This is a genomic window from Jilunia laotingensis (assembly GCF_014385165.1).
Taxonomy (GTDB): Bacteria; Bacteroidota; Bacteroidia; order Bacteroidales; family Bacteroidaceae; genus Bacteroides; species Bacteroides laotingensis.
Map to the genome: position 1 here is coordinate 2844287 of NZ_JACRTF010000001.1, position 25789 is coordinate 2870075.

A 25789-nucleotide genomic window follows, 5' to 3' on the forward strand; every position below is an offset into this window, starting at 1 on the left:
ATGTTAATTGCTTATTTTAATTTCAAAATTTGCACCTAATTCTATTTCAGTTCCCGCATCCAATGTAATTCCCTCTGAAACTTCCAATACAATATCCGATCCCGACTTAACAACGAAATCTCCTGTAGCCTTGGTCGGATCAACAGAATTTCCTGTGGTTATTTGACTACCTTTGATATAATGAGTGCCGGTCACTGATTCATTCTGTAAATAGATAGGAGCGACATAAGGTATATAGTCATGTTTATACAATGTCAAAACATAATTTTGGGGTAAAGGATAAAATGTAGCAGTTCTTCCGACTTGAAAATAAATACGTTGGTCACTAAAAAGACCTCTTAATGATATATTTGTACCATCGACTCCCGTATTCACAGTCAAACTATTCGATGATTTGGTAACAGACGCATTAAGAAAGCGAGAAGGAGTATTCGTCCACATTTCAAATTCGGGACAACCTATCAGGTTATGCGTCAAAGCCAGCCAATGAAAATCACTTCCTTTATAATCGGCTTTGGAAAAGGCTTCGGCTTGTCCTATCTTTCCTGAAAAGAATTTAATCCGATTTACAAATTTTTTTTCTAAAGCTGTAGAACTCCCCGTCCAACCTTCTCGGGTATTTCCCAAAAACGCAACTCCACCGTATTTCCCTCCAACAGTGAACGACTCTCCTACATTATATTTCATATCATAAGTGACTCCACCACCCACATATATATCATATGGAGTGACGGAACAAGCTATAGAATAAAGGACTGACGGATAATTAAAATTGACTAGATTATCAAGGCCATTACCTGTTTCGATCTCATTCCATGGGGCGGGATAGACTCCTTCCCGGGCATTGACAAGATAATGTCCTGAATTATTGTTACCATTACTTTTTGCCTTCACTCCACTGGGACTCCCATGGGCAAACCAGCTAACAAAACCATGAAAATTATTATTCATCAGATCAATCACATCCTTTCCCGTGGGATAGGTTGGAATTGAATCAAGATGTTCCGGATATTCTCTCAAGATTGTAGTATCAGGGAAAATGGTATAAAATTCATTGGCAATAGCCTCCCCTTCATGATCGTTTTGCATTTTGTCCGACTCCATATACAATGCCTTTTTCAAGTAAGCATAATTACCTTTGCCGGGATTCTGCTCATAAAGCAATAGTTTATCAATATAATTATTGATCTCTTCACCATCCCGACATAAAAGGCGTCCGACAAATAATTCCGGATTATAATCCAAACCATCCGATTTCTCTCCTAAATCGGAATCTCCATCTCGATTCCAATTTCCATTCAAGTCACTAAAATACAAATCGGAAGGAATTTGGACGTTGCCACGATAGTAATCTGTGCCATACCGAATCGGCACAAACTCCCTTCGTCCTCCCAATAACACATACCTTGTTCCCTTGTCATAAGCCAGTTTTAGGTATTGGCGCAACTTGCCCGCGTCATCGGACAAGTTGGATACTTCATCTTTCGTTATGGAAGCATCACTCAATATGTCCTGCATCGTCACAATACCCGCATTCAGACCTTTCTGACGTTTCCAATCGACCAGTCTCCTAAAGTAAGGGGCTAAGCTTCTAGAAGTGATCACCACATATTCATAAGCCGGAAGATTCATGGTTGAAGCGGTTGCCCGAACCTGTGAACGGGAATTCAGTATTCGGCTTATGTCCGATTTATTCTCTACGAAACCAAGCATTTCTTTCAGTTCTGCCGATTTTCTGGGGGGAGAAGCAATGGGAGATATTCTTTTTGCTACATTTCTCGATGACACATTATTATAATTATAGTTGATGGTAAAGCCAACCGAAGAATGAAACAGCAGTTGATTGGAGGAAGCCACGTACTGTACGGGTGTCACCTTTACCGTCAAGATTCGTTTGTCACCGTCCAGATACCCTTCATCTATAATCTGGGCTATTTTCTCAGGATATGCACCGGAAGTGACAAAAGAAGATGGGATGAACTCGCTCTTTACACTATTCAAAGAGATTGGGATGGGTGCTTGAATAGGTAATAAGGGGGCGGACAGATCAATCGGTATACTACCGGAAGCATTTATATCAATTGAAAAAGAGACAGGTTCGTTAGGAACAATAAAACGGAGAATGCGGTAAGGCAATGAAGGTGTCCCTACACTGTCATTTGCCGAGCAATCCTCATACGACAAATTAGCATACGTATTTCCGTCTTCCTGCAACTGATTGTCGATAATCAGTTTATCAGGATCGAAAGCAACCGTATGATTAATTTGGGCTTGTATGCCCATATGGCATAAAAAACAAGCTATCAGTAATACATATTGTTTCATGATATACATTTTATATTTAAGGATTATGCCTCCTTTGAAAAGGAGACATAATTCGGAATTATCCAGTTATTTTATTAGAAACAGCACATGGTTCTGTTCATCATTCCAGCACCATACGTTTGGAGTCGATCACCGTACCGTCAATGATCAAAGCGTACACATACATTCCCGGTTCGAAATCAGTGGCACTTATCTGTACTTTGCCGGTAGTGGTTCCCGGTGATAAGGGATAACGTTTCAGTAGTCCTCCATTCAAATTAAAGATGCTGATAGATGCGCTTCGGGCATCCTGCGACAATTGATAAGCAATCTCCGTAGACTGGTTGAACGGATTAGGGGTATTTTGATAGAGTTTTGGAATGGACATACGCATGGGATTGGAGTCTACGACTTCATTTCCCTCATTTGCAGCGGCATTTCTTGGCAATATCTCCCCGGATTTAAGTTGATTCACTTCCGTAGTCAATTCCTGAATGGACTGCACTAGGAGAGGGATCATCTCGATATAGTTAATGCTCAGACCACCCTGTTCGTTTTCATAAACGAGATTGGGATATACTTCCTTCAATTCCTGGGCGATCAGACCGTAATGGGCGCGTGAATAGATTTGAGCTTCATCGAAAGTCAGTTCTTTAGTAGCTGCTACCGTGTCCGTGGCTGAAAGGGCAGCACGAGAGGTGCTGAGAGGAGATTGCATACTGAATTGAATCGTGTTCAACCGACTTAACTTAGTCATTGCACTTTCTTCCGAATCTGATTGGGAGGATAAAAGAGAAGGGTTGGATGAAGAAATTACAGGGGTCAACAACATTCCATTGACACTACCGGTTACAAAAACATTTCCCCGGAAATAGCCAGCATAACGTCCGTTTATATAAGTACCGTAATCGTTATGAACGGATGTAGCATAAATGCCTGCACCTTTATTAGTGCCATAAAGCATTGCCAAGACACCATAGTTGGAACCTGGCGTATAATTACCTGCTATGCCGATCAATCCAAATGATTGTCCTGTATCGATTGCGGTAGGAGTGTATGCAAAACCGATAACTCCAACATTATAAGCATGGGGAGATAGCCCAACACCCGCATCAACAGCTCTTGCCCAACCGGAACTAGTTGAAGCATCGCGCGAGGCCGAAAATGTAATAGATTTAGTCGAACTGATTTTAGCTTCCTTTATAGACTCACCAGCCGTGTTTATACTCAGGGTAGACAAAGGCACAGCACTGGTAGCTATACCGACTTTACCATCAGCATTAATTTTCACTTGTGAGAAACTTAGCGCACAGGTCATTGCAAAGCAAATAAAAATAAAATTCCTTTTCATAATACATTAAAATTTAATTTATAATAGGGTTAACTTCTTAAATTCTTCTCATGAAACGTTCGTTTATGGAGTGACAGGTTCTCAAAAAGTGTTTGTATGTCAAGTGACTTTTAATGTATTGGCAGGCAAAGGGGCTAAGGACACTGTTATACCGAGACAAAGATAACAAAATTAAATTGTATTTTCAATTATTTTAGTTAAATAGTAGCGTGATATGCAATGAAATAGAAAACATCTATTCCATTTATTTTAGAATGGCAATGAAAAAGGAATTCATGTTGAAATATACCGGTCGTCGATTTATAGTAATCTTTGTATAGTTATTTTGTCGTATACTGTTTTTTGCCATTGTTTGGAAATAAGTAAAATAGTATTAGTATATGAAAAAGGGAGTAAGATAAATGGTTGATATACAGTGCTGAATGAATGCTTTTTTACCTCGGTGATGAACCCCTTCTTCCTCGGTGATGAAGGGGGTGTTCCTCACCGAGGAAGGAGGGGTTCATCGGTGTCCTTCAAGGTGTTCATCGGTGAGGGGAAAATGCCGGCATTTTAAGTACTCAGCTATGTAATATATTTTCTTATAATCCTGCATTCAAACAGTTGACAGAATAATTATATTTCTACAGCTTCGGCTATGGATGTTTAGAGCGAACTATGGTTACTATCCTTTTTTATAGATTAATTCATATATGACTTAAATAATGTATTGAACAGTGTCCGACCAAAAAACGTTAATATCCTATGTCGTTCTCATAAAAAAGTGCGATATTTGCGGCATGAATCAGATTGGAACAATTATAGATATATTGATAAAGGGCTGTGCTATCGGTGTAATTGTCTCCGCTCCATTGGGGCCGGTAGGGGTTCTTTGCATTCAGCGGACTTTGAATAAAGGACGCTGGTATGGCTTTGTTACCGGACTGGGCGCTTCTTTAAGCGATATTGCCTACGCTTTGTTGACAGGATATGGCATGAGCTTTATCTTCGATTATATCGATAAAAATATATTCTATTTGCAGCTTCTCGGAAGTATAATGCTACTTGTTTTCGGTATTTACACCTTCCGCAGCAATCCGGTAAAGTCTATCCGGCCGGCATCTACCAATAAAGGTTCTTATTTTCATAACTTCATCACGGCATTTGCCGTCACTCTTTCCAACCCGCTTATCATCTTCCTTTTCATCGGACTTTTTGCACGTTTTGCTTTCATGCAACCCGGTGTATTGCTTTTTGAAACGATCACGGGATATCTGGCGATTGCCATCGGTGCCCTTCTCTGGTGGTTCGGCATCACATTCTTTGTCAATAAAGTGCGGAAAAAGTTCAATCTGCGAGGCATTTGGATCCTGAACCGTATCATTGGCGGCATTGTTATGGTTGTGTCCGTAGTAGGGTTGGTATATACCTTTCTCGGGGAGTCTATTTATTGAACCAAGCAAGAAATCATGTATTGCGAAATAAACAAAGGAGGAATGAAAAGATGAAGATTGCACAGCAACTGAAAGAAAAAAACATTGCCGAATACCTTATCTATATGTGGCAAGTAGAGGATATGATCCGTGCCAACCATTGTGATATCGATAGGGTGGAGCAAAATATGATATCCCGTTATCCGGAAGAAGATCGTCCGGCACTTCATGAGTGGTATGATAATCTCATCAACATGATGCGCGAAGAGAATGTCGTGGATAAAGGGCATCTACAGATCAACAAGAATGTAATACTCAATTTGACGGAACTTCATAATGCTTTGCTGGCATCTCCGAAGTTCCCGTTTTATAATGCGGCTTATTTCAAGGCATTGCCTTATATTGTGGAGCTGCGTAGCAAGAACGGGCAAAAGGAGGAACCTGAACTGGAAACCTGCTTTGAAGTTCTGTACGGAGTGATGCTGCTGCGTTTGCAGAAGAAAGAGGTCAGTGCTGAAACGACGAAGGCGATAGAGGCTATCAGCGGCTTTTTATCATTACTAGCCAACTACTATGACAAGGATAAAAAAGGAGAATTAAAATTAGAAGATTAATATGAGGATATTGGTAACCGGGGCGAATGGACAACTTGGCAACGAGATGCAAGTGCTTTCCAAAGAGAACCCGCAGCATGTCTATTTTTTTACCGACGTACAGGAACTGGATATTTGCGATGAACAGGCAATCAACCGTTTTGTGACAGACAACGAAATAGACATTATAGTGAATTGTGCAGCTTATACAGCTGTGGACAAGGCCGAAGACAATCCGGAACTGTGCGATAAACTGAACCACATAGCTCCCGGTTATTTGGCCCGGGCCGCTCAAAGCAGGAATGCTGCCATTATCCAGATATCTACCGATTATGTCTTCGACGGAACTGCCCATGTCCCTTATACGGAAAAGGAACCCACTTGTCCAAACTCTGTATATGGCACTACGAAGCTGGCTGGTGAGCAGGCTGTAATGGCGCAATGTACCAATGCGATGATTATTCGTACGGCATGGTTGTATTCAACCTTTGGAAATAACTTTGTAAAGACGATGATCCGTTTGGGTAAAGAGCGTGAATCGTTAGGTGTTGTCTTCGACCAAATCGGAACCCCTACCTACGCTGAGGATTTGGCACGCGCCATCTATGTTGCCATCAATCAAGGTATTGTCCCGGGCATTTATCATTTCAGTAATGAAGGGGTATGTTCATGGTACGATTTTACGATAGCTATCCATCGCATAGCCGGTATCACTGCATGCAAAGTAAGACCGTTGCATACCGATGAATATCCGGCAAAAGCACCCCGACCTAATTATTCGGTACTCGATAAGACAAAGATCAAAACAACTTTCGGCATCGAAATACCCCATTGGGAGGAGAGCCTGACAAAGTGTATCAATAAAAACAATCATAACGAATGAACGAAGAAATACAGAGACGAAGAACTTTTGCGATTATTGCACATCCGGATGCCGGTAAGACATCTTTGACTGAAAAACTGCTGCTTTTTGGTGGGCAAATTCAGGTAGCCGGTGCCGTAAAAAGTAACAAAATCAAGAAGACCGCTACCTCGGACTGGATGGAGATTGAGAAACAGCGTGGTATTTCGGTGACGACTTCCGTGATGGAATTCGATTATCGCGACTACAAGATCAACATCCTCGATACACCGGGGCACCAGGACTTTGCAGAAGACACTTACCGTACGTTGACTGCCGTAGACAGCGTTATTATCGTAGTGGATGGGGCAAAAGGTGTGGAAACACAGACGCGTAAGCTGATGGAAGTCTGCCGTATGCGCAATACGCCTGTCATCATCTTCGTTAATAAGATGGACCGTGAAGGTAAGGATCCGTTCGATTTGCTGGATGAGTTGGAAGAAGAGCTGATGATCCAGGTTCGTCCATTGTCATGGCCTATCGAACAAGGTGCCCGCTTTAAAGGTGTCTATAACATATATGAGAAGAAGCTCGACCTGTACCAACCTTCCAAACAGGTGGTGACGGAGAAAGTGGAAGTTGATATCCATTCGGAGGAATTGGACAAGCAGATCGGTAAACCATTGGCTGATAAATTACGTGGCGATCTGGAACTGATCGAAGGGGTATATCCTGAACTCGATATAGATGCTTATCTGGCTGGAGATACTGCTCCCGTGTTCTTTGGTTCTGCCTTGAATAATTTCGGTGTGCAGGAATTGCTGAATTGCTTTGTGGAAATAGCCCCGAGTCCCCGCCCTGTCAAATCGGAAGAGCGTGAAGTCGATCCGGAAGAGCCTAAATTCAGCGGATTTATTTTTAAGATTACGGCTAACATCGATCCGAACCACCGTTCGTGTGTGGCGTTTTGTAAGGTATGTTCCGGTAAATTTGTACGTAATGCTCCTTATTACCATGTGCGTCATGGCAAAACCATGCGCTTTTCATCACCTACACAGTTCATGGCACAACGTAAAACTACGATTGATGAGGCATATGCAGGTGATATTATCGGTTTACCGGATAATGGGACATTCAAGATTGGAGATACGTTGACGGAAGGCGAGCAGCTGCATTTCCGTGGCTTGCCGAGTTTTTCACCGGAGATGTTCAAATACATCGAGAATGCCGATCCGATGAAGCAGAAACAACTGGCCAAGGGTATCGACCAATTGATGGACGAAGGTGTGGCGCAGTTGTTTGTCAATCAGTTCAATGGACGTAAGATCATAGGTACGGTAGGTCAGTTACAGTTCGAAGTAATCCAGTACCGTCTGCTCAATGAATACAATGCTTCCTGTCGTTGGGAACCGTTAAGCCTTTACAAGGCTTGTTGGATAGAGAGTGAAGACCCGGAAGAACTGGAAGCTTTCAAGAAACGCAAGTATCAGTACATGGCGAAGGATCGTGAGGGTAGGGATGTCTTTCTGGCTGATTCGAACTACGTACTACAGATGGCACAGATGGATTTTAAGAAGATAAAATTCCACTTTACGAGTGAGTTCTAAATAAAGTGAGGCTATTTCATTAAAAAAGAGAGGACGCGATGTCACTGACATCGCGTCCTCTCTTTTTTAATAGTTATCGGTTGCGGTATCCCCGCAACCGATATTTTTATTCACGAATCACCTTTACAGATGCATCCTGATATTTCAATAGGTAAGTTCCCGCCGGTAACTGTGTTGTACCGATAGTATTGTCACCTGCTTTCAATTCAATCTGCATGATGAGCTGTCCGTTCATGTTGTAAAGTTCAGCCATTGCCGTTTCAGGTACGTTGACTACAAGTTGGTCTTTAAACGGATTGTTCAGTATGCGAATGATACTGTTTGCATCAGCTTGTGTACTGTCAATACCATCAGGCTTATTCGACTTAACAGTGACAGCGAAAGTCGATTCTGCATATTTTTCTCCAAATCCTTCTTTTGCAACCGAGTAACGTACGGTTAAGTTGGCTACACCTGTCCGATCTTTGGCCGGTATCAGGACAAGGGAGTCGGTTACGGTGTCGATACTGTCACGTATTAATTCCGGATTGTCATTTGCTGTTACAGACTTATTGATTGTTACGTAATAAGTACTTCCTGTGTAATTGAATACATTCTTTAAATCAAGTCTGAGCGTATCCGTGCCTTCAATGATTGTCGTATCTTTGAGTGCTTCGGCAAGTGTCGGTTTTACGATTTCGGCTTTGATTGTCAGATCTACATCTGTGCGTGTAGAAACACCTGCTTTGTCGATAGCCTCTACTTGGAAAGTAATTACCGAGTCTTTATCTACTGTACCTCTGAAAAGTTCTTGAATTCGGATATCGCCTTCTTCCAGGTTGTCCAGTTGTGTGATCCAAGGATGTTTTTCCAATCCGCGCAGATAGATATTAAAGTCACCTTCACGATCGGTAAAGTTCGTTTTCCAGATGGAGTGTGCCGAGGCACTTGTTGCCATTTCGTAGCAATAGTTATTGGGACTCATCGTAAAGCGACTGGCTGGTTTCGGTGCTTCGTTGTCACCAAGTTCCGGCTGTAAAGTCAGGTTGGCAGGTGTTTTGCCAAGGTTGAAGATATCTTCTACTTTACTCATGGATTTACCGTAATAAGCACTTCCCTGATATGTAGAAGCATCTTCGTTTGCATAAGTGACGTAGAAATAATTGTTGATGCTGTCATATACAGCTTCTGTCGGATATACATTGCTTCCTGTCATATAAATACCGTCGAGGATTTCACTCTTTTCCGTATCATAGATAGAGAAACCGTTGTAATTGGCCAACAGGATAGAATCGCCAATTGCTTGTTTCATAGCTACCGGAACACCTTCGAAGAATGCTTGAATACCGTCTGTTTCGACCACTTTGGAAGTATTGTTCGTCGTGTTGAACTCTAGGATGGAAGCTGGTGCTTCGGTGGCGGGATCGTAAGGACGAATACCATAAACCTTGTCATCTTTGGCAACGAGTGTAGTTACATCCAGACCTTTTTGATTCAATGACACTTCGCGGGATAAAGTGAAGTTTTTCAGATCGATTGAACTCATGGAACTCTTGTCTTCCGTGGCTGCAATGATATATAGTTTATCGTTGGTTACGGTCATGTCTTTCATAGGTTTACCTAATGTGAAAGTTTTTATCGGTTCCAGATCCGTCTTGTAATAGAGGTCGATGCTATATGTTCCGGCTGGCGTATGTGAAGCGACAACCAGTAAGTTGCGTACGGCTATCATCTTGTCTGCAACAGCCTTGTTGGCTAACTGAACTTTATGAGTGCATTTGACTTCCGGTGTGTTGTAACGGAAAATGCTATCCCCGGCAGCGATAAATGAGAAGCCGCCATCAGCAACCAGTGCTTGAATGGTGTCTACGTTCAGCTGATCGATCACGGTTTTCACTTTTTCACTACGGTCTGTTATATCAAAGGATTTTACAATATTCTTGTCGGAATAGAGTAATAAAGCTTTGGTTGCTTTTGAATCGGGACCATAGATGACGGCAAGTTTCATCTCTTTCTTTTCTCCGTAATGAGTAAGACTGAATGTGAGAGTATCAGCAACATATTGACCTTGTTCATATGTGTAGTTAAGCTTGTTCAAGTCAATAGTGTGTTCACGTTTGCTGGTAGCAGCCACACTGTCCAGATAGATCGTAGAGTTATTTCCAGCGGTAAACAGTTTATTGCTTGCTATTGTACCTTCGGGTTCGTAATAAGGAAGACGCAACGGATCGGATATTAATGTCAGTTCCGGCACTTCGTTTACAATAACCAATATAGAGTCAGAGAGTTCGGGATTTGTTGTTGAATAAACATGCAACATGGTTCGTCCGGCTTTTTGCCCGTGGAAAGAACCGTTGTTGATGGTTCCGATTTCCGGGTTGGAAGTCGTCCAACGGAATGTCTCATAGATATAGCGGTTACGAGTACGTCCGTTCATACTTTCGCTGCGGCTGTCTTCACACTGCGTTTCGATGAAGATGGTTTCGCCTTTGATCATTTTTATACTATCGTTGGACACAGTGCTGGCATTTCCTTCAATGTCGATAACGACCTTTTTCAGATCGACTATTTCTATCTGGATTGAGTCTTTTTGTATGTCATCTTTCTGGCTGAAATAGATCCATGTTTTTCCCAATTTGGCATTGGCTTTGAACAACCCTGTATTGTCGATCGTCCCTACAGAATCGGTAGATAGCCACCATTTAGCTTCTCCTTCATCTACAGGACGTCCGTTTTTGAACAAGAAACCTTCATATTGGCACTCTTGTCCACGAACTACTTGCAATTGAGTGATACCGATATAATTAAGATAATAATCTTTCGGAACATAGTCAGGATCGGGGGTGGTGATGCCTACTCCTAACACTTCAGTAGACCATTCGCCTAACCACCCGGCATTGGCACTACCGGCACAATATACTTTGACGAAATCCACATGATCCAGTTCTACGTGGTTTCCATCTTTATCTACAGCCCAACTGATATCGAAACCGTCAGTGGCATTACCGTTCTCGTCATTGAAATAAGGATTATGGGCAATGCTCAGATCGGTACGGTCGTATCCGCGGTTATCCGTATATCCGAATGCCGGGGCACGGTAGAATTCGATATAACTCGGGGTACTCATGTCGAGTGAACTACGAATGATATTCCCGGTAAAAGTCAGTGAATCACGGTCACATCCGAAATCAAATGGGTCCGGATAGTAGGATTGTTGGTGGAATTGGTTAGTCAGCACTGCTCCTGCCTCTTTGATTTCTCCGTTTTTCCCTTTAATACTCCAAGGCACCGTATAGCGCGTGTCGTAGTTAGGATTGTAATAGGTCATTTCCACATTCTTTTTCGTAGTGCTGAGCCAATAATCCGATCCGGCCAGTTCGTACCAAGGTTCATCAGGGTCAGGCACTCCATTACCGTTAAGGTCTACACATACCTGTACGGCACCCGGTTCGGTCCATACACCGTAAAGGTTTGCAACAAATGAATTTCCTTTGATAGTGAAATCTACACCATAAGGGTTACGGGGATCATTTTTGATAGGTTGGTCAAATCCGTAGATGACGTATCCCCCGAATGCTCCCAAACTTACCATTCCACCTTTGGTTCCCAATGTGCCTTCTGCCGAATTGCTTTTGGAAAGTTGATTGGTGAACTGTCCCGGAGCAGGTAAGAAATCGATTACTTTCGAAGCATAAGCATTCTTATGAATGTTGATTTTAACTTTAGCTGATGAAGATTCACTGCCATCGGCTAATGTTACCATATACTTGAGTTCGTCGAAACTGTAATTTTCCAAGCCTTCATTGGGTACATATTGAATGGTATCCTGGGCTGCATCACCTGCGCTTATAATGGTAGCCTTACCATTTTTCGGTTGTTCGATGATGGTCAGGGTCGCAGTCTTTTTATCTGAATTGTTCATGAAATTATCATTATTGATAACTGCAGCCTTCAACGTTTCGCCCAGGTCAATCGTATAATTATCATCATTGGCCATCATTTTGATGATGTCTATTTTAAGTGTATTTTCAACCTTTACACCTTTATAGTCCAGTGTTACTTTTACGTCAGCGTTTCCGGTTTTGTTTCCATAACGCATCAGGTAAAGTTGTTGTACCTTTCCGAAGGTATAGTATTCATAACTGTAGAGACCTACAACTTCTTCGTTAGCATATTCGAACGTGGCTACAACTCCGGCTTCGTCCAAATTTGTAGTGTTGTCCATTCCGTCCGGATAGGTGAATAGGTCTGTCATCGGAATGTTGATTGTTACATTTGATGATACAGCCACTTCTTTGAAGGAGTACTCCTTCGGAACAAACTGATCGCTGGCGTAAGCACCCGCTACATACAGCCATGATGCCATCATCAGAGCTGTCAGTCTTTGAGTAATTTTTCTCATTGTGTTAAAATATTAATGATTAATAAATCAGTTTATATGTTTGGTTATTTATTATTGCAACATACAAGTGTCCTTTAGACAATCCGGTAATAACCTCGTCGGATGTTATCTCAGCGGCATAGACCTGTACTCCTTGTGTATTGTAGATGGTCAAGTATGCATTGTGAGTTAATCCTTTAATCTGAACTCCTCCATTGCCGGTGATGAATTCGATCTGTTCCGTTTCATTAGCTTGTACCCCCGTTGTTTGGGAGTGAACCTGCAAGATGCGGTCGACGTATTTACCATTTGAATCGAAACGGATGGTAATCTCTGTGTCACCTATGGCTTTAGGTATCAGCTTCAGACGATTATTTTTGATCGAAGCGGCAACTACGTTTTCATTACTTATGGATTGTATCGTTTTCACGATAGCTATGTCCTGATTGTCTTTGTCGGAAGCCATGTCCGTTAGGTTTATTTCTTCGGTACCATTTTTCAGAGTAATATCGGTGAATTCTTTTACTTCAGGTGCATACTTGTCGGGGAAGATGAAGAGCGCAGGAAACCAATACCTTTGTATCGGCTCGAACTCCTGAAGTATATTTCCGGCATTATCCATTTGATATACCCAATAGTCCTGACGGTTGTTGTCAAGATAGAGCGCTCCGTAAATCTTATCGTCCAAAGGATTGATTCGTATACCGGCTCCATAAAAGAAACGTTCATCTTTACTGCTATCATAGATTTGAGTGAAAGTATCCGAATCGATGTCGTATTCATACATTTTTGATGTGGTGAACCAACTCCATTTATCTTCGTTGAATGTGAAATAAAGTACATTCCGGTGAGTGCTTGCACAGAGAGAACCGGCAGTCCAGGCATACCAGGTCTGGTTGAGTCCACCTACAGTGATAGGTACGGCTCTTGTTTCGAATGTGGAAGGATCTATTCTCAGCAATTCTTTCCCTTCCCAGCATTCTCCGCTTGCTCCCATTTCTCCGTATGGATAATCTTGATAGTCCATATTGGTATTTCGTCCTACCCAAATATTTCCGTCTTTGCTTTGTACCATTGTACAGAAACATCCTTCAATCGTTTTTATGATCTTGTCGGTTTCCGGATCGATGACAAGTACGCCTTTATCTTGCTGGATGGCAAATACATAGTCGGATGTGCGCAACATCATACCAATCTGGTTTTGATAAAGCGGTCCAATACCGTCCGAATTGACTTCATCTCCGGTGATCAGCGGGTTTTCTGTTCCTTCTATTTGTTTGACGATATCATAGGTCTCTAGGTTAAGTATATAAATACCATTTGAAGATCCGACATATCCTTTCTTTTCATTCACTCCTACGAACCCGCGGCCATCGGCAATAGATTTTCCCTCTTTATTGGTCATGATGACAGGAATTCTTTTTTTGATCTCCATTGTGCGTGCATCGGCAACGACGATTCTACCTCCTTCCCGTCCTCTCTCTCCTCCATCTTGATCTTGCTTGGAGATAATGTAAATGTTGTCGCCATAGATGGCTCCGAATTGTGCCGTGCATCCTAAGGACTGTCCGGCATTTGCTTCATTGTTTTGAATGATGTAGTATTCAAAAGGATCGACATCATTCTCCGGTCGTAAAAAATTGATGGTACTGTTGTTGTGTCCGAACCAATCTTCATTTAACATAAAGACTCCGTCCGTATAGGTCGTTTGAGCCTGCATTCCGGCAGAAACCGTCAATAAGGCTACTGTTTGGCAAAAGCGTAATATTCTTCCATTCATAAGCATTTATTTTTATGGATTAGGTGTAAAGTTTGTTATATCTTTTACATGCAGATCTTCTGCACGGCTGATCTCGGTAGAGGTCTCCCCAAGCCAGCCGCATTGCTGGTTGACTCCGGTATATACTCGTATGAAGTCTACTCCCGGCAGATAAACAGGATTTCCTTCACGGTCTACTGCCCAGTCGATATCGAAACTGATTTTATCTTCTTTATCGTTCGGATGATTGTCTACATATCCCCAGTCGTAAGCATATAATACATAGAAGGAACCTTTTCCACCGCTTTCGTCAACCGCATTGTTGTTAAGTTTCGTTCCGGTGAAGGTCAGATTGTCTTCTTGTATCCACTTTGGATAATAATCTTGAAAATGATAGGCGTTTTTTGATATATATCCTATTTCACCAGAATTTGTTTCCCATTGGATATAAGTATTATCCGTGATTGGTGTACCCTCTTCGGGCGTTGGGATTTTATCCGGTGATGGTTTATGATAAGTAATCTGATAATTATGTCTGGTTTCGGGCTTATAATATTCGCTTCCGGCCAGTTCATACCATTCATCATCGGGTAGCCCGTTTTGGTTAAGGTCTATGGATACCATTACGATACCCGGTTCACAGCTACCACCTGATTCGGGCGCATCCGGGTTGGGGTTTGCCTCTGCATAAAAAGCATTGGCGAGTATTTTGAAATCTTTCTTTCCGGGAACATTTGCTACCGTATGATCGAATCCGAAAGTGATGTATCCTCCGTAACCTCCGAGCGAAACCAGTATGTCATTGGTTCCCTTTATGCTGTTTTCTGCTTTTTCTCGCATGTCTTCAGCACTGTTTCCTGTTTCGTAAGGGGGGATGGTGTTGATAAATTGTCCTGGTGCCGGACAGTATTCATATACTTTGGTAATATAGCGGCTATAAGCTATATTTTCTTCTTCAACCGTGATGTGTACGTTGTGTTCAACGGGGTTTTGCTCGTTGATGATGTTAAGCCGCAGATAATATTCGCCCGGTGTGATACCTACGAAAATGAAATCGCGATCGGTCGTCACAAGGGAATCATTGCCATTACGATCTTTCATATTCCAAGTGTATCTCTTTCCTGTAAATTCAGGATGAAGGATAAGACTTTTCATACGGTCGATTCTGTATTGACTATCGATTCCGAGGCTTACCATGGGTATGTCTTTTTGGCATCCCGTCAATAGAAGGGCGGTAATCAGACTGGTAAAAGTTGTTCTTAGTTTCTTCATGATATAGCTCTTCTTAGTTTCTCAATTGTTAAAAAAGACCATGTGGGCGGGGATGTCACCTGTACGGACACTCCATTTCTTTATTCCATAGCGGTCATAGCAATGTAGTATTCCACTTGAAACGTAGTTTCTGGCATCTGTAACGTAGATGTCTCCTGTACGTGGATGTACCATGATGCCGTAGGGTATCATGATGGAATTTTCTGATCCGTCGTTGATGAAATGGTTGGTGACGAGTTTCTCTGTCTTGACATTGAGAATACCGTAAGTGACAGTGTTCTGTTCCGTCTGTTTATTCCATTCCACACTGTAGAAATAGAGCGAATCTCCTTGAATGTACATTTCCGAGCAGGGGATATCGAATGTATCTTTTACTACCATTTCTTTTGAGTTCTTGTCTTTCCTGTCGAGTACATACAGGCGGGAAGGGATATTTTTGTAATCACCTCTTGAAGTAACCCACAGTTTGCCGTATCTATCTTTCCGAATGCGGTGTAGGTTAATGCCTACTGGAATTTGCTGAATTTGTTTCAGGCCGTATGTCTCGATCACGGAAACCGTATTGTCATAGTTTGGTGCCCGGTATCCACCGGAATTGGCTACATAGATGTATTCTCCGAGAATTTCCAATTCATCCGGTTGATAGCCGACTGTTACCTTCCGGGTGATTTTGAGGGAAGTTGTGTCAACCTCATAAACGGCACCTAATTGCGCATTGGGGTCGATAGCGACCGGCCCTACATAAGCCGATACGTAAGCTTTCCCTTTGGCAAAGCGAATGTAGCGGCAATTGGGGATATCTACTTGCCCGATTCGTTGGCAAGTGCGTGCGTCCATTACTTCTACCTTATGCGAGCAGTTGATGACGGCATAGAGTTTATCACCATAAATTTGTATGTCGTTGCCTACATCACCCAATTCCTTGATTACTGTCGGGTTGCGTTCGGCATAAATGTTGCGTACATAATATGCGTTCCGGAAGTCCAGGTAATCAATCGATGATTTGTTACTACCCATATTGGCTTCGTTGAGCAGATACATACCTGCGGGAGTAGCTTCCCAATCGATGTCGAATGGCAAAGGCACATATTCTGAAGGTACTACTAACTCAATTTCTCTACATGAGACAACGGTCAATAGAGTAAAGAGAAGAGAGTATGTTATAAATTTATAGGTTTTCATCTCAGATTTCAACAGTTATTCCAAAGCGGTAATTGCGTAGCGGCATCGGATAATTCAATATGACATCATAGTCCTGACTGAATACATTATTAATCTCTGCCGTGAGCCGCAGGTTTATTTTTCTCAGTTTGATTTCTTTCATCAAAGTCATATCACTGGTATACCAGGGTTGGGTATGGTTGTAGATAATATTCTCTTGTTGGTTATAGCGTTCGCCCACATAGATATAGCTATAATTCAGTGTCCAGCTATTCCATGATAAGGAGAGGATTACAGATCCGCTGTGCCAGGGGATGTAAGGGATCTGATCCCGGTAGTAATTGTCTCCTTGATTGGTGCCGTCGGTTGTTTTAGGATTGGTCACATCGATTGCTTCCTGATAGGTGTATTGCAATTTAGTCGTTAGTTGCCATCCATAGGGAAATGCCCAGTTGAAGGCAGCTGAAGCATCTATTCCACGAATATCGACTTTTCCTAAATTGATCGTTGTCCAACGAAACTGCGGACCTTGTGGGAAAGAGATGATTTTATTTCTGACATCATTGAAATATACGTCTACTCCGATGTGCATATCTCTGAATAACTTGTTATTACGGGTGCGATCGTATGCAATGCCGACGTTATACTGAGTGGTAGTTTCCGGTTTCAGAGCCGGATTGCCCATGTCGGTATAATACAAGTCATTGAAGGTCGGTAACCGGTAGGCCGACTTATAGAAAGCTCTGAATATCAGTTCTTGCCGTTTAAACGGTTGGTAAGAGAAGAAGATACCGGGAACGAGTTTGCTCTTATTGGGAGCCGAATCCCGTTCACGTTTTTCTTCATTGACAAAATTACCCAGTAGGCTGGCCTGTACTTTCAACCTGTCTGCTACTGTAAATGCTGTAGCCAATGATAACCAGTGCGTTCCTCTTGTCGCTTGATTGCTAGGGTGTTCTTTGTCATGATCATCTGTGACATTGTACCCGTCGAAATCGTTCCATTGGAAATCATAGGCCAATGAAACATCCCAAGCGGGAGATATCGAATACTTATTAGACCATGAAAAATAAAATTCCTTTTGTTTGTAAATATCGTCAGCTAGCTTAATGCTTGGATCGTTGTTGTTATAGTGAGTGTAATCGAAAGCATATTTCATATTGATACGTGTACTGAGTTTAGGAAGAAGATCATATTCAACTCCTCCTTGAATGAAAGAATTGCGGTCCCACAATCGTTCCGAACGTTTCCATACATTGTTGACGATAGCTCCCGGTATTCCCCGTTCCGAAGTATAGTGATAGGCAAATGCATTCCATTTACCTTTCTCGAATACTCCATATAATCCGGCATCAATTCGCATGGCATCGATGTCGCTATTGTGGCGTACAGCGGTGGTGTCATATTTTAAGTTTCCTTCCACATCCACTCGGCGATAACGAAACTTATAATCTCCAGCTGACCCGATCCACTCGGCACTCATGCAAGTGCTGATCTTTTCGCTTAACTTATATTCGTAGAGTAGGGCAGGATTGAGGAATCCATAAGAACCAGCCTTTGCTTTCACTAACATGTTGGTGTTCTTGTTTCCTTCAAACTTGGGTCTGCGTGTCGTCAGATAGATGCTGCCCGATGAACCGAACTCTTTGGCAGATTGGAATATTTCGCTCTTTTGTCCGTTGTAAAGCGAGATTTCTTCAATGTTATCAAGTGAAAATTTACCTAGGTCGATTTGTCCGTTTTGAGCATTTCCCAATTGAATGCCGTTGTAGAATACACCCATATGATTGGTACCCATACTGCGGATATTGACTGTTTTAAGTCCGGCTACGCCTCCGTAGTCTTTTATTTGTAGTCCCGAGAAGTAACGGATGGCATCCGCTACAGAGAAACTGTTGAGCTTTTTAAGTTCTTCTCCCTTCAACACTTGTGCCGGGATGACTTGCTTATAAGTTTTTGCCTTAATGACGACTTCGTCCAGCCTTTGGATGCTATCCAGCTTACTTTGTGCCCCCATAGGCAAAAGCATGCTGCATACCCCAACCAGACAGAGGAGCCGCCTGAATGTAGTTTTCCCCATTAATATTTCTATTTGATAGTTGTTTTATCCACCAAATAGCTTCAAAGAGTACCAATATGTATGAATAACCTTTTCCGCAACACAGTGTATTGTTTGCGGATTAACGGATTCATAGCTCGTCCTCGAAAGCTATTGAACGTATTGCATGGCAGGTCTTCTGACTTATTTCTGTAACAAGCGCCTTCCCAATCGACTTAAATGTCTTTCAGTGGCATCGAGTGTGTGCTTGCTACGTTTTGATGAAACTTACAGCAACGGGACTGTTCAGGATTTTCACCTGATTCCCTTTTAATCATTTCTTCCGTATGCCTGGAGGAAATGAACCAATGCGCTGCAAAATTATAAAATAGTTTGGATATAAAGTGAAAAAAGATATATTTCTTTTCTGATCAAGTTTCATAATATGTCGATAGGATAGGTTAGGGATAGCTGTTTTTAACTAAATACTCGCAAATCCCAAGCGTATAGAAATCTCATGTGGAAGATGGGTATACATAAAAAATACTTAAGGTATAAATGCTTATGCAACCTTAAGTATTTTCTTTTTATGAGTGTGTCAGTGAATAAATGGTTATTTTACATAGACTTTTCCACGAACTCCCTGTTGATCTCCGGAACTAAATAGATAGAAGTACACTCCTTGCGCAATGTTGTTTATTGTGGCTTGATTATTTTCATTAGTTACGGTTATTATCCGATATAGGCTGCCATCCTCGGAATAGATGTTTAGTCGGTTGAATATATTGGTTCTATCCCAATTGAAAGAGAGTTTCCCTTTTTCAGGACACTGAACTTTAACGGATAAATTGTCCGATTTGTTCACTTGTATTCCGGTAGTTTTATAGCAAGTGCCTTCTTCGCTTTGATACACCAATTCACCATTTTCTGCGTGGTAACATAAAAGTTTGCTTTCAGTATTGTTGGTAAAATATGGATTGAACTTGCCAATCCCGTAGGACAAGCTACCGATACTTTCTACCATAGTTCCGAAATAAGAAGGTTCTAAATGAAAGCATTTCCGCTTTACGTCATCCCCATTCGGCAAGATGGTATCGGTTATTGCAACCACAGTTGCTGTTGCATCCTTTTTGGAGTCTCCTGTATAGAAAGTGAATTTGTCACCTACGTTCAGGTTGAAGTCAAACCAAAGATATTCCTTGTTGGTATGTTCGTTATAAACGTAAAATTGGTTTCCTGCACCTTCCCGCATATAATAGGCTAATTTCATGTCGGACAAATCTTCATTCCTGCTACTCCAGATTTCATAGTAGTACGTTTCATTAATCATTTTGCTGTTTTTTATGATAGAAGTGACCGTGGTTCCTTCCGATGGGTTTGTGGCAGATGGCGACCATACTGCCCATTTCTTACCACCATATAACAATCTTTTAGTCAGAATTTTGTGGAAGCAGGTGTTATCTTCATCCATATAAAGAGTCTTTTCCGCATCATGGCAGCATAAGAGTTTGCTGTTTGTACCTGTGCATCCTACGCACAATGCCCCTATGCCGAATCTCAGCGATCCAATACCTTCTATCCACACTTCTTCAACTCCTCCAACGTTGCCATCACCGTAATAACGACCGACATCCATATACTTCCGGGATATGCCGTCTCCTTGCGGCAAAATGGTATCTCCCGCTGCTATTATGCACAATTCCATTCTATCGGATTTTGGATGATTAAATATATCACCTTTCTTTAGATTAAAATCCATATATAGATATTCCTCTTCCGTATCCGGTTCATACCAATAGACTTTTCTATCAGCCTCCCGAAGATAGTATCCACTAAATGTCAAGTCCGAAAGATCCTCCTTCCATGATTCAAAAACTTTCCAATAAGTTAGACCATTGATCTCAACAGAACCTTGTATTACGTTTGTGATTGTCAGTTCGGTTTCAATGTCATATTTCCATATTAATTTAGCCCACTGTTTGCCCTCATAGAACCAAGGTTCGGATGATTGGCACCATGCTCCCAGGAAAGGAAACAGGCATAGAATTGATAATAGTACCTTTTTCATATTTATAGGTTTTACATATAATTTGGACTCTGATGATTAAACTCATTTAATTATCATTATTTTATTTGATGGGGAAGGTGCTTTCATAATGAATTGTTCTTATGGAATCCACCTTCATTTGTGCGAAACAGACTAAACAGCCAAATAGAGTGACTAAAAATAAAATGTGCTTTTTCATTGCAAATACGTTTTTAATTATACTTCGGCTAACTATATCATTTAAGAGTATGCTCTTGAATTGGATCTATCAAATATACGTTTAAGTATTTACTTATACCTCTATTTGTTAATTTTCTCAAAGGTAGATATACTTTTTGATGAAGGCAAATATTTATCTGCTTTTTTTTCAGATAATTATCTCTACTCTATAATGATTTTGGATTTTTGCTATTGTTAATATTTGTGTATCCATTCATCTCTTAAGTTCTGGAATTGACATGGATAAGGAGTTGAATATGTTTTTCCTTTTTTATAGTAACGATTGAATATATATAGCAATATGCTCTTGTTTTTTCTCTATTGCTAACCGAGGTCTTTTATAAATTCATCACAATATTACTCCCGAAGGTCATTTCTAGGGTTAAGAAGTAATGAAAAGGAGATAAAATCACTATAAATGACGGATGAAATAGCTATAACGAATGGATGGAATAGCCATTCCCAACAGATGAAATACGGATAGCCAACGGATAGAGTAACAATTTCCATCAAATGCTATAATATTTTCCAGTAAATTAAGGCTGATTTTATCTTATCGGCTTCATCTTTTCTCCTTTTTTTCTCTATTTGCCCTCTTTGGATGAAGCTGTCTTTTTTGATAGAATGAAATGAGAACTTTGAAAATAATGTATCGTTTTGAACAAACGAGGGGATAAGCGATGTGCTGGGTCGCTTATTGTCTTATTTTACTTGCAATTTGAAAAATCCTAATTGCTGTATATTGCGTTTCTTTGAATCATATGTGTCCTTGGCCCGAAAGATTGCACTGAATGACATATGGAAATTACTTTTTGCCAAAATGACAATTTGTTCGGGGCTTTTAGGCATCCGGGAGGTTTCCTTTTTTCTCTTTTGCCATTTTTTGAAATATAGAAGGAGTGATTCCGATATGCTTTTTAAATAATAAGATGAAGTTGGCATGTGATTTATATCCGACACTCTGTGCAATGGCTTGGATGGTGTAATTACCGTACTGTTCGATGTTCAATAGGCGTTTTTGGGCTTCACGGATTCGATATTCATTGATGAATGAACGAAAATTCTGGCAATAAGTATCATTGATCACTTGTGAGATATATCGCGAATTATAACCTGTCAAATCAGCAAGCCGTTCGATGTTGAAGTCGCAATCACAAATAATTTCGGTATTTGTCATCACTTGCTCGACTGCTGATAAGATGTTTTCTTTTTGTTCTTTGGTCAGTTTATCTACCGAATATTGTTTTGGATTCTCAACTGATTCCTCTTTTGGATTTAAGGCTGGGGGAAGTGTGCCGGATGGGGGAGTAGCCGGTTGGTTATGCAATTGGGAAGAAACGGTTGCCAGTTCCTCTTTCAGGTTTTCAACCTTTTTTTCAAGGATTTTACGTCGTTCGGTATTGGTTTCTGCTGATTTCAGAATTTCATTGTTGCGTACAAACAGAGCTTGGTAAGCTTGATTGAGTCTCCGCTTTTGCAGATAGAGTAAAACAAGCATAATTATGAATAACACTAAGCTGCCGGAGACGATTATTAAAACTTTAGACTGCAATTTGATTCGTATGTCTTTTTCCTCGGATTCTGCATTTAGTCGATTGATCTTCCGATAAGTTTTTTCGGTCTCGTACATCAGTTGCGCATCTTTGATACGATTTATTTTACCTTCTTCAAATAATGAATCGGAAAGTACCAGATAACGATTACCATAGAATATGGCTTTCTCCCGGTCTCCTTTCTTCTTATATAATTCGTTTAACTTTTTTAGCGATTCACGTTGCATATAAGCCGGGGTTTCTGGGTTTTCGATTGACTTCTGCCAATAATAAATCGCAGAATCTCGCTGTGAATCACCATACAATTCGGCCAAGTAACCATAGGCTGAGCTTAGAAAAGAAGCATTCAACCGGTGTTGGATGGCGTAATTGGCTGTTTGTTTCAAACTTTGTATGGCATCGTTAGTCTTTTTCTCTTCCCGGAGAATCAACCCTTTATTGAGATAACAAAAATAATCGATGATGGAATCTCTGTTTACAAGTTCGCACATCTTTCGATAGTATAGTTTGGCTTCATCTACCTTGTGAAGACTATTGTATACTCCTACAATGTTGATCAATAGCGATTTATAATTTTTCTCATCCTTCAACTTTTCTGCATATTTCATACCTTTCTTATAGTATTCCACTCCCTGCATATGATCGTTCCATGAGCAATATATTTTCCCTATATTATTGTATATTTGTGGGAACAGGTCTTCAAAGTCGTTTTCTTCAGCGATCTTGGTTGCAGTTATAAAGGAATCGAATGATTCGGTATAATATCCTTTCTTGAAATAGATATCACCTAATTGAATACAAGCTTGTGCGCAGATGTATTTGTCCGACGATTCGAGTTTGGGAGAGTGTCGTTTCGCTATCAATATGTAGAATCCCATGGCTGTATCGACATGCGTATGTTGAAGGTAGGAAGTGGCTCTTGAGTAAAGTGAGGATATGGGGATTTGAGCCAGTGAGTCGCGATCGAACCAGTTCTCACTGCATATATAAGTTGTTGCAAATTGGAGAAATGTGATTAGTAAGAATAACTTTTTCATTGCCGTGTTTGCTTTTTGTTAACAAATGTATGCATAATATGCGGAAAAGCAAAATTAGAGTGACGTATTCTTCCGAATTATTAGTAACTATAGGAGGAGATATTTACGAATTCGGGAATTCATGAAACATGAGATTGCATGTTTTAATCTATATCCTTAGTTTTGACCCATCGATTAAGCGATTGTTTAACTCTAAAAATGAATAATATGAAGCTGAGAAATTTACTTTTGATTATCGTATCATGTTTCTGCTTACCGGTGATCGGTCAGGAATTCATCGGTTTGTCATTCCTTTCCGGATCGATAGAACCCAAATTACATCCGGTCGAAGGTCCGGTGTCTTTTAAAGAGCAGCTCGAAGCACTTGTATCTTCGGAAAAAGCTCGTCTACGTGCAAAGAGAGAAGCAGAAGACCATCAGGAACCCAGTCAGTGGTTGGATTGGAGTAGAGTGCAAACACGTAAAGCGGCAGAAAGTGGTAAATTACGTTTGGACAGTATTATAGGGACAAATCCTGACGGTTCTAATTATACCCGGCAGTACTTCGTTTTCAATGGTCAGAATAAAGTTATCCAACGGCTTAATTCATTTTGGGATGCTTCGACAAAGACTTGGACTACTGTAGAGGAATACAACTTCGAATGGGATGAAGATGGATATGTATTAATGCAGTCTGTAGAAGCATACGGAGGAGGACAGCGTTTTGAATATATTTATAATGATAAGAAGTGGGGAATTGAACAGGTGATTTATAGTCTTGATGATGTTGGCAATTGGGTAAAGGTACAAAAAAGCGAATATAAGTATGATGACAGGGCCAATATAATCGATGAAATGGTCTATTTATGGAAAGATAACGGATGGGTGAAAGCTGCTCATAATTGCGGCTACATGGGATGAGGAAAACCTGCAGACAAGCTTTTTATCCATGTCGTGGAACGGGGCGGAGTGGATCGGTGAAAGTAAAGAAGATTATACGTGGTATGCAAAAGATCAATTGTCATATAAAGGCATGTGGCGTTGGTTGGACGATTCCAAAGAATGGCAACTTGTAGATATATTCTTTCAAGAATTCAATCAAGCCGGACAATGTACTGCACAAAGAAGAAAATTTTGGAATGATGACCGCAAGGATTGGGGAGGAGAATATGAATCATGGGGACCGTTAGGAGGAATATGCGTGACTTACGATGCTATTATCACTTATGATGAATTAGGTCGTGCCATTCTTCAACAACACAAAGAATGTTGCAACGATAGTACGGAATGGGTACTTAAAAGCGAGATGATCACTGAATGGACTGACGGGCTTGAAAATGGCGATTATGAAAGTGAGATGAATGCCTATCTTTATATCGGTGATACAAATGAAAAGATATGGAATCAACAGGAGTTTGAACGCTATAATGCCAAAGGACTTCGTACCTGGTTGTTTAATAGAATGCAAAGTTTAGACGGAACCGAAATGAATGACAATTATGAAGAAAAGTACGCTTTTGATGAACGGGGAAATTTAACTTATAGTGCAGTATGGGATTGGAAGGATGGTAAACGTACTCCTACTATTGAAGAGAAAAACACGTATGATGCAAATGATAGTATCATTGAATCTTATTACCGTCAAGGAAAGGGTAATGGCTCAATTCCATTCGGTACTTCTCAAAAAGTTGCCGGGTATGAGGAACAGGATGATAAAGACTGGGAAAATACCTCCCATTTTACGTACGCATATAAGAACGGAGTCCGTACTGAGAAACTGAAATGGAAATGGAACGGTACGGAATGGGTTGCCGATTCAGGGAGTGAAGTTGAATATGACTGGAATGTACCGACCAGCGAATTAATTACTATGGATGGTTATCTTGATCCTTATAAAATTGATTTTATTTTTAATTATATCGGTAATGGTGCAAATGATTGGCTTGCTAAAACAGATACTTATTATTATACCGATAAATTAACAGGTATGCAAAAAGTCGTTTCCGGCAATATCACTTTTGATAATAATGTGCTAAAAATAAACGAAGGAGATGAATTTGAAAACCGTGTCTACGATATGACCGGTAAATTGGTTTATGCAGGGCACCAATCAGAGGAAAATTTAAGTCATCTGAGTACAGGTATCTATATTGTGAACAGTTGTATTGATGGTGCGTCGTTTACACTCAAAATAGCGATCAGGTAAAACCATGCTATTTGAATAAAGAGTCCGGCTACTTTGTTCCATGAATGGAG

15 protein-coding genes and 1 riboswitch are annotated in these 25789 nt (G+C 40.9%); of the genes, 6 read left to right on the plus strand and 9 right to left on the minus strand.

Features of this window, described 5'->3' with window-relative positions:
* Nucleotides 1-3: 3 nt before the first annotated feature.
* Nucleotides 4-2325 (minus strand): C25 family cysteine peptidase, encoded by a 2322-nt coding sequence (locus H8744_RS10800; protein ID WP_262434826.1) that lies wholly within the window; start codon nucleotides 2323-2325, stop codon nucleotides 4-6.
* A 100-nt stretch (nucleotides 2326-2425) separates the two neighbouring features.
* A complete protein-coding gene (locus tag H8744_RS10805; RefSeq protein WP_262434827.1) occupies nucleotides 2426-3655 on the minus strand; it encodes a T9SS type A sorting domain-containing protein in 1230 nt (409 codons plus the stop codon).
* A gap of 779 nt (nucleotides 3656-4434) precedes the next feature.
* Between H8744_RS10805 and H8744_RS10810 the strand changes: the two genes are divergently transcribed.
* From H8744_RS10810 to H8744_RS10825, 4 genes are read left to right on the plus strand one after another with little or no spacing between them, the layout of a single operon-like run.
* Nucleotides 4435-5088, plus strand: coding sequence for a LysE family translocator (locus H8744_RS10810; protein ID WP_262434828.1), 654 nt, complete (start codon nucleotides 4435-4437; stop codon nucleotides 5086-5088).
* 50 nt (nucleotides 5089-5138) lie between these two features.
* Nucleotides 5139-5681 (plus strand): DUF4924 family protein, encoded by a 543-nt coding sequence (locus H8744_RS10815; protein ID WP_262434829.1) that lies wholly within the window; start codon nucleotides 5139-5141, stop codon nucleotides 5679-5681.
* A gap of 1 nt (nucleotide 5682) precedes the next feature.
* A complete protein-coding gene (gene rfbD / locus H8744_RS10820; RefSeq protein ID WP_262434830.1) occupies nucleotides 5683-6543 on the plus strand; it encodes a dTDP-4-dehydrorhamnose reductase in 861 nt (286 codons plus the stop codon).
* Nucleotides 6540-8108, plus strand: coding sequence for a peptide chain release factor 3 (locus H8744_RS10825; protein WP_262434831.1), 1569 nt, complete (start codon nucleotides 6540-6542; stop codon nucleotides 8106-8108). Before rfbD ends, H8744_RS10825 begins: the two co-directional genes overlap by 4 nt.
* Nucleotides 8109-8214: 106 nt before the next feature.
* Here the strand turns inward: H8744_RS10825 and H8744_RS10830 are convergent, their stop codons facing one another.
* From H8744_RS10830 to H8744_RS10860, 7 genes are all read right to left on the minus strand, one after another.
* Nucleotides 8215-12489, minus strand: a complete 4275-nt coding sequence (locus H8744_RS10830; RefSeq protein ID WP_262434832.1) for a T9SS type A sorting domain-containing protein — start codon at nucleotides 12487-12489, stop codon at nucleotides 8215-8217.
* Between the two features lie 19 nt (nucleotides 12490-12508).
* On the minus strand, nucleotides 12509-14248 hold the full coding sequence (locus H8744_RS10835; protein WP_262434833.1) for a DUF5074 domain-containing protein: 1740 nt from the start codon (nucleotides 14246-14248) through the stop codon (nucleotides 12509-12511).
* Between the two features lie 12 nt (nucleotides 14249-14260).
* Nucleotides 14261-15499 carry a hypothetical protein gene (locus H8744_RS10840; protein WP_262434834.1) on the minus strand — a complete coding sequence of 413 codons (1239 nt, stop codon included), beginning with the start codon at nucleotides 15497-15499 and terminating at the stop codon, nucleotides 14261-14263.
* Between the two features lie 21 nt (nucleotides 15500-15520).
* Nucleotides 15521-16681: a YncE family protein gene (locus tag H8744_RS10845; protein ID WP_262434835.1), complete on the minus strand. Its 1161-nt coding sequence runs from the start codon at nucleotides 16679-16681 to the stop codon at nucleotides 15521-15523.
* A 1-nt stretch (nucleotide 16682) separates the two neighbouring features.
* Nucleotides 16683-18740, minus strand: a complete 2058-nt coding sequence (locus tag H8744_RS10850; RefSeq protein ID WP_262434836.1) for a TonB-dependent receptor — start codon at nucleotides 18738-18740, stop codon at nucleotides 16683-16685.
* 130 nt (nucleotides 18741-18870) lie between these two features.
* Nucleotides 18871-19084, minus strand: a riboswitch (cobalamin riboswitch).
* A gap of 227 nt (nucleotides 19085-19311) precedes the next feature.
* Nucleotides 19312-20766 carry a hypothetical protein gene (locus H8744_RS10855; RefSeq protein WP_262434837.1) on the minus strand — a complete coding sequence of 485 codons (1455 nt, stop codon included), beginning with the start codon at nucleotides 20764-20766 and terminating at the stop codon, nucleotides 19312-19314.
* A 1039-nt stretch (nucleotides 20767-21805) separates the two neighbouring features.
* Nucleotides 21806-23554 carry a helix-turn-helix transcriptional regulator gene (locus tag H8744_RS10860; RefSeq protein WP_262434838.1) on the minus strand — a complete coding sequence of 583 codons (1749 nt, stop codon included), beginning with the start codon at nucleotides 23552-23554 and terminating at the stop codon, nucleotides 21806-21808.
* 207 nt (nucleotides 23555-23761) lie between these two features.
* Here H8744_RS10860 and H8744_RS10865 point away from each other — a divergent pair, with 207 nt between their 5' ends.
* Complete coding sequence (locus H8744_RS10865) at nucleotides 23762-24454, plus strand: hypothetical protein (RefSeq protein ID WP_262434839.1); 693 nt, start codon at nucleotides 23762-23764, stop codon at nucleotides 24452-24454.
* A gap of 28 nt (nucleotides 24455-24482) precedes the next feature.
* Nucleotides 24483-25739, plus strand: a complete 1257-nt coding sequence (locus H8744_RS10870) for a T9SS type A sorting domain-containing protein (RefSeq protein WP_262434840.1) — start codon at nucleotides 24483-24485, stop codon at nucleotides 25737-25739.
* Nucleotides 25740-25789: the final 50 nt, after the last annotated feature.